Here is a 12,506-nt window from a genome sequence, read left to right as displayed (position 1 = left end):
CACAAGGTATCACTAGTTTTTAAGAATTTATAAACCAAAAACCAATCTTAACAATGAAAACTAATATTTTGAAATCGGCTGTAGCTGCTGCTGTTGTTGTTTCTGCCTTTACTGCGTGTAACAACGACAAGAAAATGGCGAAAGCAGACGACGTAGAGAGAGGAATTATCCTTTCAAATATGGACACAACTGTAAGTCCTAAACAGGATTTTTACAATTACGTAAACGGTAATTGGATGAAAAATACTGAAATTCCAGACGATGAAGTTCGTTGGGGTGGTTTTGGTGTATTGCGTAAATCTACAGCACAAGATGTTTTAAAAATTATTGAAAAAGCCGAGAAAAGTGGCGCGTATGCTGCAGATACAGACCAAGCAAAAGCCTTAGCTATTTTCTCTTCAGAGTTAGATACAGTAGCAAGAAATGAAGCAGGAGTAAAACCATTACAACCAGCTTTAGATAAAATCGCAAGCATTACTAATGTGGCCGATTTCCAAAGTGTAATGACAAAAGATGCTGTTACTGTTGGACAACCATTTTTAGGAGTTGCTGCTTTTTCTAATCCAAGCAATAGTGCAATGAACTCAGCATATGTTACTCCAGGAGGTCTTGGATTGCCAGACAGAGATTTTTACACAAATACAGATGCTAAATCTGTAGAGATTAGAGGTCAGTATGTAGATCACGTAACTAGAATGCTTCAGTTTTTAGGAGATAGCGAAGCAGATGCTCGTGCACAAGCAGAAACTATTTTAGCATTCGAAACAAGATTAGCAGTTCCAAGATTGGATAAAGTTGCAAGTAGAGATTTCAGAAACTTTAACAATCCACGTTCTATCGCTGAACTTCAAAAAATGGCGCCGGCTATTCAATGGGAACAAGCCTTTAAGGATATGGGGGTAACTAAAAAATTAGACACTGTAATCGTTATGCAACCTGCCTATATGGATGTTGTTGAAAAAATTCTGAACGAAGGAGATGTAGCAACTTGGAAAACAGTAATGCGTTGGTCAACACTTAACGGTGCTGCTAGTATGCTTTCTACAGATATTGAAAAAGCAAACTGGGATTTCTACAGCAAAACGTTGAATGGATCAAAAGCACAAAAGCCAGCAGATGAGCGTGCACTAAGCACTGTAAACGGAACCGTTGGTGAAGCTTTAGGGAAATTATATGTTGACGAAATGTTTCCTCCAGAAGCAAAAGCGAAAGCTGAAACAATGATTGCAAATGTAATTGCTGCTTATAAAGACCGTATCAATGCATTAGATTGGATGAGCGATAGCACTAAAATTAAAGCTGTTGAGAAATTAGACAAATTCACCGTAAAAATTGGATACCCTGACAAATGGGAAGACTATTCAACAATGGATGTGAAGCCAGGAGCTAGCTATTACGATAATATGGTTGCTGTTGGAAATTGGGCTTTCAAAGACAATTTAGACGATATCGACGAGCCAGTAGATCGTACAGAATGGGGAATGTCTCCACAAACTGTAAACGCATATTTCAATCCTTTTAACAATGAGATTGTATTTCCTGCAGCTATTTTACAACCACCTTTCTATGATTACTTAGCAGACGACGCTGTAAACTACGGTGGAATTGGAGCTGTAATCGGACACGAGATTTCACACGCTTTTGACGATAGTGGTTCTCGTTTTGACGCAGATGGAAACCTTGTAAACTGGTGGACGGAAGCTGATTTAGTGAACTTTACAGAAAGAGGAAATGCATTGGCTGCTCAATACGATAGTGTTGAAGTTTTAGACAGTGTATTTATCAACGGTAAATTTACCTTAGGAGAAAACATTGGTGACTTAGGTGGTGTATTAGCTGCTTACGATGGGTTGCAACGTTTGTATAAAGAAATTGGAAGACCAGAAGATATTGATGGTTTAACTGCTGAGCAACGTTTCTTTATGAGTTGGGCAACTGTTTGGAGAACAAAGCAACGTGATGAGTCATTACGCAACCAAATAAAAACAGACCCACACTCTCCAGGTCGCTTTAGAGCTACTGAGCCTCTTAAAAATGTAGATGCTTTTTACGAAGCGTTCGATATTAAAGAAGGAGATCCGATGTACGTAGCACCAGAAAACAGAGTACGTATCTGGTAATCGTATTTAACTACTAGACAAAAAAAGACCTGCCAAATGGCGGGTCTTTTTTGTTTTATATAAGAGTTGTTCTTTATGACAAACGATACTTAAAACGATAGTTTAAAATCTCTGGTATGGTTACCGAATCTACTTTTTTGAATACTTCCCCATCGATGGGCGCTGCAAAGGTTGGAGGCGTTAATCCTAAGGCTTTGGTTTGTTTGGTATAGTAGTCTTCTTTTGAGGGATGTTGGGGGGTTACGGCATTAAAAAGATGTCCGAAAGCATCCTTTTTTAATACTTCGGAAAGTATGGCAATACAATCATCTCTATGAATTAAATTCACAGGAGCGTTTCCATCATTCAAGTTTTCTCTACCTGCCAAGTAACGTGCTGGCTGTCTGCTACCGCCAAACAATCCTCCAAAACGGACAATACTTGTTTTAAATTTATCGGAAGTAAAGAAAAGTTGTTCTACTTGTAAAAGTTGCTTTCCGGCTTGCGTAGAAGGCTTCGGAAGTATTTTTTCGTTTACATCACCTTGGGCATCATCATACACAGAAGTGCTACTCACGAGTATTACTTTTGGTACAGAAGCTTTTTCTATTTCAGTTAAAAAATGCGCCATTTTCAACACAAAATCGGCACCTGTATTTCTTCGCAAGCCCGGCGGAATCATAATTATAAGGCAGTCCGTTTCCGAAAGAAACGCTTGTACCGAACCCGAAACTCCTTCTTCCGAAATCTCTACCGCATAAGCATCCACTCCTTTTTTTTGAAAGGATGTTGCTTTTTCTAGGGTTGTAACCGATCCTTTAACGCGGTATCCTAAAAATTGTAAGTGTTGTGCCAAAGGGCTTCCTAGCCATCCAAGGCCAGCAATTGCGATTGTTTTACTCATTTAAAAGGGGGATTTCTGCGATGCTATCGTTTGTTTGTTTTTGCATGGATGCAACAGAAAATGTCTTTTTTAAGACAATTGCATCGGTAACAACAAAGGGTTTCGGCATGGTATTTTTTGGACGTTTGTTTATAGTAAATTGTGTATTGGTCAGCAAGTCGAAAGAGTATTCTAAGGCTGTAAATGTAACCTCAGTTTTTGGAGCAATAGTGTACGATACCTCTAGTGAATCTCTATCGGCAATGTAATATCGCAATATCTCATTATTAGTTCTGTTGCTGTATACATTTCCAGTGCTGTCTTTCGGAACTTCTTTTCCGTTAAATCGTAAGGATTGAAAGGTAATACTTTTGTCTACATAAAGACCGATTTGGTTGACAGCGCGCTTCGGAAAAATAGTAAAGGTGACCGCTTGGTACGAATCGATAAGCGTATCTTTTTGTAGTACTGTTTCAAACGAAGGGATTTTCTTTTGAGGTGCTTCTGAAGCATACGTATATCCTTTGTTGTATTTGCTTCTAGAAACTGCAGGAATAAACTCGGAAGCTTTTGTAGGGTTACTACCTAAATAACCTTTCGTCCAGTCGTCTAACATAGTGTCGTAAGTTGCCCAATACGAAGTGCCATCATCTACATTTTGGTAATAAATTAAACTATTTGGTTTTTGGCGAGTTTCAGAAAAATCACTTGTAAAATGAGCTTTCAGAAAAAAGAAAAGTGCGGCAATGAAGCAAATAGCGCCTAAAAAGCCTTTGTTTCTATAAAAGCCAAATACAGGAAGTAGCAATCCGAAAAGTAAGACCGTAAAGATACAGGCAATGACCACCATTTCAGAGCCCAATGCGACTGGAAAAAACTGAATAAGCGGCGCGTATAAAAAGATGGCGGGTGTGCCAAGAAGCACCATTACTAGTAAGTTTGGCTTTTCTTGACGGATTAAAATCCACAATGCTGCCAATCCAAAATACACGGGAATTATAAAATAGCCAGCACCTTTTAAATAGGCGAATACCGCTGCATTAATAACCAACCATAGTGTTATCGGTGCAATAAATAGATTTGCAGGTTTGTCTTTTTCTGAAAATTTTCGATACATCCAAAAAAGGATTCCGAGCGATAGCAATACAAAAAAGGCGATGTAACTATGACCGTTGTATTTAAATCCGTGCTGAATTTCATGGTATTGAGGATACAGTTTCAGAAGTAAAACCCAACCAAAATAACCTACAATTCCGCAGCCAATTAAAGAAAGTAGGTAAGGAATAAATCCTTTTCCAATTCCGGCGAGTGTAAGTTTCTTGTTTTTAATTCCGAAGAAAAGAAGCAGTAAAAATAAAGCCGTAGCAATAAGTACTGAAGGCAAAATCCAAGAAAATGGATAGTGAATCATTTTCACAAACGGAAGGTTGACATAGACATCATCTTGATCTGATTTTAAATTTGAAAGATCGGCATCGGCAAAATAATGCAACAACGGCAGCAAATAACTTCCTTGGTGTTGTAGGGTTTCAATGTCTAAATTTTCAATCGTATCATTGGCGGTATGGTAATCGAAATGATCGTCTATAAAGGCGAAAAAGAAACTGTCTATGTTTCCATCTACTCTAAAAATAGTAGAGTCGGTACTGTTTGGAAGAATTTTGTACACACTGTACATTAAAGAAGACGCTACAGGGTATTCAGGGTTTGCTTCAATAAAAGCATTGATAAGGTTTGCATTTCCAGCATTCGATTCTAAAATCATAACACTAGGACCTCCGCTTCCGCGAGCTTCAAAATTCATTACAAATCCGACATCTTTTGCCCACGGATGTTCGTTAACAAATAAATTAGCGCCGTCAAGTCCAATTTCTTCGCAATCGGTAAATAAAACAATAATGTCGTTTACGGGTGTTTTTCCGCTAGCGATATAAGCACGCATACTTTCAAGAATCGTAACCACGCCACTTCCTGCGTCGCTGGCACCATACGAAGGTACTAAGGCACTATCGTAATGTGACAAGAGCAAGAGTGCTTTTCCTGTTCCAGAGCCTTTAAGGCGGCCCATAATGTTTTTAGGTTTGTCTAGATTTTTAGAAGCTGCGTCTAAAACAAAACCTTCTTGTATTTGTGTTTCAAGACCAAGCGATTTTAGTTGATTTTCTAGGTATAACCCAACTCGCTCGTGCTCTTGTGTTCCGAAGTAATGCGGAGCTTTGCTAATTTCTTGTAAGGGTACCAACGCGCGCTCAGTAGAGAATTCCGTTTCAGAAATAGAGGCGTCAGTTCCTTTTGCGGGCATTAAACTGTAAAAACTGTAATAAAGTAATCCTACTATGAGAAGGAATGATAGAAAAGGATACGATTTATTCATGAGGAGGTTAATTAGATTTTAAAAGTACAATTTTCTGATAAATCTAGTTGCCTTCAGAAATAAACAAAAATTTCGTATCTTAATTTTCAGTATATTAGAGAGTTAAAATCGAACAGTATGGGAATTAAAAGTTTTATGGGAAAAAGAGCCAAGCCGACAAAAGGAGGTGAAGAGCAAATTACAGTGGCAGATTATATGACAAGAAATTTAACCACTTTTCGACCTGAACAAAGTGTGATGGAAGTGATGACGGTTTTAATTTCAAAAAAGATTTCGGGAGGGCCTGTAGTTAATGAAAACAATGAATTGATTGGTGTTATTTCTGAAGGAGATTGTATCAAACAAATTAGCGAAAGTAGATACTACAACCATCCACTAGAAGATGTAACTGTAGAAAAACACATGGCTACAAATGTAGAAACCATTGATGGAAACATGAATGTGTTTGATGCCGCCAATAAATTTTTAGAATCCAAACACAGACGATTTCCCATTTTAGAAAACGGGAAACTAGTTGGGCAAATTAGCCAAAAGGATGTTTTAATTGCCGCTTTAAAACTTAAAGGGCAAACTTGGAAATAGTGCCACTTTTTTAAAGTCCACCTTCACGTTTTACCAATAAATAATAATCATTATCTAGTGGTAAATAACCTTGATCGTACAGATAAAAATAGGTTGACCCTGTTTTTGTGGTGTAAATACTTGTAAAATAGTCAAAACTAAAACCCAAACGAAGTAATTTTTCTTTTGTGGTTTTAGTTTTGTCTTTTGTATTTAATTTTTCAAGGATGCGATAGTTTTTTCGAAGCCTATTGTTGATGTTTCGTACAAGGTTTTTGTTGTCTTTATTGAGCGTATTATTATGCGCATTACGACATGCGTCGCTGCAAAACTTTTTGTCTGCACGACCAATAATCTTATTGCCGCATTCGGGACAACTTTTTTCCATGGACTAGTAATCTACAATATGCCCCCAATTTTCACCAGATTTAATCCGGTAGAGTTGCATCTCTGAAATTCCAAACTGTTTTGCGATAAGTCGCATTCTAGTTTTTCGATTGGGATCAAAAATTTTCCGTTTAATCATTCGTACTTTTCCTGCAGACAGCTTAGAATATTTTGGATTTAACAAGGCTTTTTCCTTCGCTTTAATAACTGCGGGATTTGTCTTGTTATGCGCAAACAATTGCTTTCTATCTACAAATTGCAAGTTAGTAGCATTGTTATCGGCTTTGTCAAAATTTTTGTGAATCACATAAATTCCGCCTTCTACAGGTTCTAGAAAAAGCTCAGCTACTGCACGATGTACATAGACTAGATCTGTTTTGCCTTCTTTTTTAAGGCACGAAAAAACAAAATATCCTCCTAAGGAGTATAATTTCATTAATTCACCGTCAGGGTTGTACTTAAAGCGCAAGACTCGACCGTAGTTCGAGATTTTAAAAATTTCATTATCGCGCCAAATGTCCTTTTTGTAGTCTTTCCAGACTTCATTTCTTAAATTGATTATCAATGTTTAATTTATTAGGGAGTTAGCCCAAAGATAATAAAATCTCTCGGTTGTACACAAATAGGATTTTATGGCTTGTTTTCCAGTTGTTTAGCGGGTAAATTGAATCTATAAACGGCTTCAAGCTTTAAAAAAGCACCCCCATTAAGATCTGGATTTAAGAGGATTCTATTGTCGCCAAAACTAAAAGCTGAAACACCTAAGTCGATGGTGTCGTCTTTTGCATATACTTCATTATTACTTGTTGCATATCCAATTTTTCCGCGAATTAAAATGCTTTTCTGAAGCATTGCATATTGAACATACCCAGAAAACTCTAACGAACTTTGGTCTACATATAGTGAAGTATTGTTTTCAGTAAAAGCGAAACTGCGTCCTATTCCGTAGTAATCGAATCCAACAGACGTTTTTCCTAACGCATAACTTGCGTCTACCGAAATGGGCAAGGAGACGTCCATTTCAAATTTTTTATTTTCACTTAAATAATACCAACCAATAATCGGGGTTGTAAAGAGTCCGAAAGCTTCCATAGTCGCATAAACTCCAAAACGATATTTTAAATTTTTTGTCTTTTGAAATTTCACAACTCCAAAACCACCCATATAAAAGTCATCGCCAGAAACAGCTGCATAATCTGAAGCAATTTTAGGGAGCAATACCACAGTAGAACTCCAAGTATCGTTGTAGGTTGTTGCCAACCCAATTTTTAATGTAGTACTGTAAAGGTTTTTATTTTCAGCTTCAGGAAACAACTGTAATCGGGTTTGACTAAAGCCAATTCCCGTAATGAAAGCATTGTTTTCAGAAAGTACAACAGGCACCGTTACGTCAGCTTCAGAAAAAGAAACATGGGTGCTACTGTTGGTATTTTCAAAATTGTTACTGAATGTTTGTCCGTAGCCAATCTTTAAAAGATCCACATAATTCTGGGCATTTCCGAAGCAAGGTAAAAGAAATAGAACGATAAGAAATTTTCTCAAAGGGGTAGTTTGTTGGTTCAGTTAAAGATATAAAAATCCATTTACTAGCATAGATTCATTTATTGAATGTTCATTCTGAAGAAAAACATCTTATATTTGCCAAATAAAAATAACAAACCCATGAAATTATCAAAAATAGTAGCCGTCTTATTTGTAGCGCTTTCAATTGTAAGCTGTAAAAGTGACGACGATGGCGCAAATGAATTTGTATATAACAAAGCAAACTTAGAAGGCACCTATTCTCTTAATTATTTTGTAAGTACAGAAGTTGAAACAACTATTATTAATGGTTACGAAGTTGCAACAACTACAACGTCAACAGGAGACACTTTTCAAGTAGATTTTATTTTTTCTGAAAATGGAACATATACTGTAGATGGTGAGTTTAGAGAAACCTACACTGTAGTTGTTAATGGAGAAACAACAGAAGAAGATTCACAAATTATTGTAATTTCAAATGAAACTGCTGGTTATTCTGTTTCTGCTTCAACATCATTATTAATTTTGGACGGAGAGACGTATCAAGTAACTGTTTTTAATGAGAATGAATTACAATTACGTTTGGAAGAAGCTTCAAGCTCTAATGGTGATACATATCTTTATACCGAAGAATTACGCTTCACAAGACAGTAAAAAACATTCAATTAAATACAGAAACGCCACCCAATTTGGGTGGCGTTTTTTGTTCAATTTTACCACAACATTAAATCACAGTTCTAAATAAGGGTTGTAGCTACTTTTTACTTAAAATTTAGTATTTTCGCAACCTTATTGAAAGGCAACAATTTATGAGCACAAAATTTAAGGAATACAAAGGCTTAGACCTTCCTAAACTAGCAGACGAGATACTCGATTTTTGGAATAAAGAAACTATTTTCGAAAAGAGTATTGCCATTCGTGAAGGAAGCGAACCTTTTGTGTTTTTTGAAGGACCCCCTTCTGCTAACGGAATGCCAGGAATCCATCACGTTATGGGACGCGCTATCAAAGATATTTTTAGTCGTTACAAAACGCAAAAAGGATTTAAAGTAGATCGTAAAGCAGGTTGGGACACCCACGGATTACCCATTGAACTAGGGGTTGAAAAAGAACTTGGAATTACCAAAGAGGACATTGGAAAAACCATTTCTGTTGAAGATTACAACGCAGCCTGTAGAAAAGCGGTGATGCGTTATACCGATGTGTGGCATAAATTAACCGAGCGTGTTGGATATTGGGTAGATATGGAAGATCCATATGTTACTTACCAATCTAAATACATGGAAACGGTTTGGTGGTTGCTAAAAGAGATTTACAAAAAAGATTTAATATACAAAGGCTACACCATACAACCCTACTCGCCAAAAGCGGGAACAGGTTTAAGCTCGCATGAGCTAAATCAGCCAGGAACGTATCAAGACGTTACCGATACTACAGTTGTGGCGCAGTTTAAAGCTGTAAGCAATACGCTTCCAGAGATTTTACAAGGTCTTGGAGATATTCATTTATTGGCTTGGACAACCACACCTTGGACCTTACCGAGTAATACAGCATTAACGGTTGGCGCTAAAATAGATTACGTTTTAGTACAATCGTTTAACCAATACACCTTTGAACCTATCAACGTGATTTTGGCTCAAAATTTAGTCGGAAAGCAATTTGCTGGAAAGTTTGTCGCTGTTGAAACTGAAGCGGAGCTAGCTTCCTTTTCTGAAGGGGATAAAAAGATTCCGTATTTCGTTTTAAAAGAATTTAAAGGAGCCGATTTATTAGAAATTAGATACGAGCAATTATTAGATTACGCATTGCCAAATGACAACCCAGAAAATGCGTTTAGAGTCATAGCGGGTGATTTTGTTACCACGGAAGACGGTACAGGAATTGTTCATACGGCACCAACCTTTGGAGCAGACGATGCGAAAGTGGCAAAAGAAGCTACACCAGAAGTGCCGCCATTATTGGTAAAAGATGAAAATGGATTTTTGGTTCCTTTGGTGAACTTACAAGGGAAATTTAGACCAGAAATGGGCGAATTTGCTGGAAAATACGTTAAAAACGAATATTATGAAGATGGCGAAGCACCTGATAAGAGTGTAGATGTAGAGCTTGCCATTAAATTAAAAATAGAGAACAAAGCCTTTAAGGTGGAGAAATACGTCCATAGTTACCCAAATTGTTGGCGTACCGATAAGCCTATTTTATACTATCCGTTAGATTCTTGGTTTATAAAAGTAACCGAGTTTAGAGACCGTATGTTTGAATTGAACAAAGGCATTAACTGGAAGCCAAAAGCAACTGGTGAAGGGCGTTTTGGAAACTGGCTTGCCAATGCAAACGATTGGAATTTATCGCGTTCTCGTTATTGGGGAATCCCTTTACCTCTTTGGCGCACAGAAGATGGTTCAGAAGAAATTATTGTAGGCTCGATCGAAGAGTTGAAAGCTGAAATGGAAAAAGCAGTTTCAGCAGGGGTATTAGACAAGGCTATTTTTGAAGATTTTGTCGTAGGCGATTATTCCGAAGAGAATTACAACAAAGTAGATTTACATAAAAATATTGTCGACGAAATTACATTGGTTTCTGAAAGTGGAAAACCAATGAAGCGTGAAGCCGATTTGATTGATGTTTGGTTTGACAGCGGAAGTATGCCGTACGCACAATGGCATTACCCGTTTGAAAATAAAGAGAAAGTAGAAAAAACATGGCGTAAAGCCGATTTTATTGCAGAAGGAGTAGATCAAACCAGAGGGTGGTTTTATACACTTCATGCCATTGCAACCATGATTTTTGATGATGTTGCGTATAAAAATGTAGTGTCTAACGGACTTGTTTTAGACAAGAACGGACAGAAAATGTCCAAGCGTTTAGGAAATGCGGCAGACCCGTTTGAGGTGTTAGATACCTATGGTCCTGATGCGACACGTTGGTACATGATTAGCAATGCGAATCCGTGGGATAATTTAAAGTTTGATTTGGACGGAATTGGTGAGGTTCGTAATAAATTCTTCGGAACACTTTACAATACTTATAGCTTCTTCAGTTTATACGCTAATTTAGATAATTTCGATTATTCTGAAGCCGATATTCCTTTGGAAGAACGCCCAGAAATTGACCGTTGGATTCTTTCAGAATTACACAGCCTTATTGCCAATGTAGATGAAGCTTATAATGAGTATGAACCTACCAAGGCAGCACGTGTAATTTCAGAATTTGTACAAGAAAACTTAAGCAATTGGTTTGTTCGTTTAAGCAGAAGACGTTATTGGAAAGGAAGTTATGCAACCGATAAAATTTCGGCATATCAAACCTTATATACTTGTTTAGAGACAGTTGCAAAGCTGGGGGCGCCAATCGCACCGTTCTTCATGGATCGGTTGTATAAAGATTTAACGAATGGGGTTTCCAAAAGTGGAAAAGAATCAGTACATTTAAGTGACTTCCCTACGGTCAACCCGTCGTATATAGACCGTGCTTTAGAGCATAAAATGCAAAAAGCGCAAACAATATCATCTTTGGTATTATCGTTACGACAAAAAGAAAGAATAAAAGTACGTCAGCCACTTCAAAAAATCATGATCCCCGTTTTGGATGACGCCTCTAGAGATGAAATTTTAGCTGTTTCAGATTTAATTAAGTCTGAAGTAAACGTAAAAGAAATTGAACTTATTGATGAAGGTTCGGGGATTTTGGTAAAACAAATAAAACCAGATTTCAAAAAGCTAGGACCACGTTTTGGGAAAGATATGAAAGCTGTTGCTCAGGCAATTACAAGTTTTCAACAAGAAGAAATTTCTTTGTTAGAAAAAGAAGGAGAAATTAGTATTTTGCTTAACGAAAAAAATACTAAATTGACCCTCGATGACGTTGAAATTAGCTCACAAGACATTGAAGGATGGTTGGTTGCTAATAGTGGAGGAACAACGGTTGCATTGGACGTAACAATTAGTCCGGAGTTGAAAAAAGAAGGAATCTCGAGAGAGTTGGTAAATAGAATTCAGAATATTAGAAAAGACTCTGGATTTGAAGTGACAGATAGAGTAGAGGTTACCATTCAAGCGAATGAATTATTGGAAGAAGCAGTGAAAGGTAATTTAGAATATATTAAACAAGAAACCTTAACAGAGGTGTTGCAATTTGAGTCAGAAGTAGAAAATGGAATAGAAATTGCTTTTGATGATATCACAACGATGTTGAGAATAAAAAAACACTAGTATTATGCAGCAAGACATTAAAGTTAGATATAGCGACAAGGAGTTAGAAAGTTTCAGGACATTGATTCAAGAAAAAATTGTGAAAGCAAAAGCACAATTGGAAATGATCGAAAGTTCATACAGAAACGATACTAATAATGGTACAGACGATACGTCACCAACTTTTAAAGCCTTTGATGAAGGAAGCGAAGTAATGGGGAAAGAAACGGCATCTCAGCTTGCGATTCGACAAGAAAAATTTATTCGCGATCTTAAAAATGCATTGATTCGAATTGAAAATAAAACCTACGGTATTTGCCGTGTGACTGGAAAACTAATTAATCCAGAGCGTTTAAAGTTAGTTCCTCATGCAACGTTGAGCATCGAGGCGAAAAACATGCAGTAAAATATATAGTATACATCAAATCCCTTCTCATCTCGAGAGGGGATTTTTGGTTGCTCGCTTCTGCAAAGCGTGACTTTTTATTTCT

General features: G+C 37.1%; 10 protein-coding genes. 5 read left to right on the top strand and 5 right to left on the bottom strand.

Annotated features, from left to right (window positions below; translation table 11 throughout):
• Positions 1-53 precede the first annotated feature (53 nt).
• Entirely contained in the window at positions 54-2,120 is a 2,067-nt protein-coding gene (locus BLQ00_RS03400; protein ID WP_093140530.1) for a M13 family metallopeptidase, read from the top strand.
• A 73-nt stretch (positions 2,121-2,193) separates the two neighbouring features.
• Here BLQ00_RS03400 and BLQ00_RS03395 read toward each other — a convergent pair whose 3' ends face one another.
• Together BLQ00_RS03395 and BLQ00_RS03390 are read right to left on the bottom strand one after the other, a co-directional pair.
• Entirely contained in the window at positions 2,194-3,003 is an 810-nt protein-coding gene (locus BLQ00_RS03395; protein WP_093140528.1) for an NAD(P)-binding domain-containing protein, read from the bottom strand.
• Complete coding sequence (locus BLQ00_RS03390) at positions 2,996-5,356, bottom strand: M28 family peptidase (protein WP_093140526.1); 2,361 nt, start codon at positions 5,354-5,356, stop codon at positions 2,996-2,998. The genes BLQ00_RS03395 and BLQ00_RS03390 overlap by 8 nt, the downstream gene beginning before the upstream one ends.
• A 117-nt stretch (positions 5,357-5,473) precedes the next feature.
• Here BLQ00_RS03390 and BLQ00_RS03385 point away from each other — a divergent pair, with 117 nt between their 5' ends.
• Positions 5,474-5,938 carry a CBS domain-containing protein gene (locus tag BLQ00_RS03385; protein ID WP_093140523.1) on the top strand — a complete coding sequence of 155 codons (465 nt, stop codon included), beginning with the start codon at positions 5,474-5,476 and terminating at the stop codon, positions 5,936-5,938.
• A 10-nt stretch (positions 5,939-5,948) separates the two neighbouring features.
• On the opposite strand, the gene BLQ00_RS03380 is transcribed toward BLQ00_RS03385, so the two are convergent.
• The 3 genes from BLQ00_RS03380 to BLQ00_RS03370 all read right to left on the bottom strand — a co-directional run bounded on the left by BLQ00_RS03380 (position 5,949) and on the right by BLQ00_RS03370 (position 7,846).
• Complete coding sequence (locus tag BLQ00_RS03380; protein WP_093140520.1) at positions 5,949-6,305, bottom strand: DNA gyrase inhibitor YacG; 357 nt, start codon at positions 6,303-6,305, stop codon at positions 5,949-5,951.
• A 3-nt stretch (positions 6,306-6,308) separates the two neighbouring features.
• Positions 6,309-6,869 (bottom strand): HNH endonuclease, encoded by a 561-nt coding sequence (locus BLQ00_RS03375; RefSeq protein WP_229792577.1) that lies wholly within the window; start codon positions 6,867-6,869, stop codon positions 6,309-6,311.
• A 65-nt stretch (positions 6,870-6,934) separates the two neighbouring features.
• Complete coding sequence (locus tag BLQ00_RS03370; protein WP_139149354.1) at positions 6,935-7,846, bottom strand: DUF6268 family outer membrane beta-barrel protein; 912 nt, start codon at positions 7,844-7,846, stop codon at positions 6,935-6,937.
• A gap of 120 nt (positions 7,847-7,966) precedes the next feature.
• On the opposite strand from BLQ00_RS03370, the gene BLQ00_RS03365 reads away from it, so the two are divergent.
• The 3 genes from BLQ00_RS03365 (at position 7,967) to BLQ00_RS03355 (ending at position 12,421) form a co-directional block, all read left to right on the top strand.
• Positions 7,967-8,479, top strand: a complete 513-nt coding sequence (locus BLQ00_RS03365; RefSeq protein ID WP_093140514.1) for a hypothetical protein — start codon at positions 7,967-7,969, stop codon at positions 8,477-8,479.
• Positions 8,480-8,634: 155 nt separating this feature from the next.
• Positions 8,635-12,036 (top strand): isoleucine--tRNA ligase, encoded by a 3,402-nt coding sequence (gene ileS / locus BLQ00_RS03360; RefSeq protein ID WP_093140511.1) that lies wholly within the window; start codon positions 8,635-8,637, stop codon positions 12,034-12,036.
• Positions 12,037-12,040: 4 nt separating this feature from the next.
• Complete coding sequence (locus BLQ00_RS03355) at positions 12,041-12,421, top strand: TraR/DksA family transcriptional regulator (RefSeq protein WP_093140508.1); 381 nt, start codon at positions 12,041-12,043, stop codon at positions 12,419-12,421.
• The last annotated feature ends 85 nt before the right edge of the window (positions 12,422-12,506 follow it).

Origin of the sequence: Ulvibacter litoralis, from assembly GCF_900102055.1 — a bacterium.
Classification (GTDB): domain Bacteria; phylum Bacteroidota; class Bacteroidia; order Flavobacteriales; family Flavobacteriaceae; genus Ulvibacter; species Ulvibacter litoralis.
Note: the sequence above shows the minus strand (reverse complement) of the source record. Positions and strands in the feature narration are given on the sequence as shown.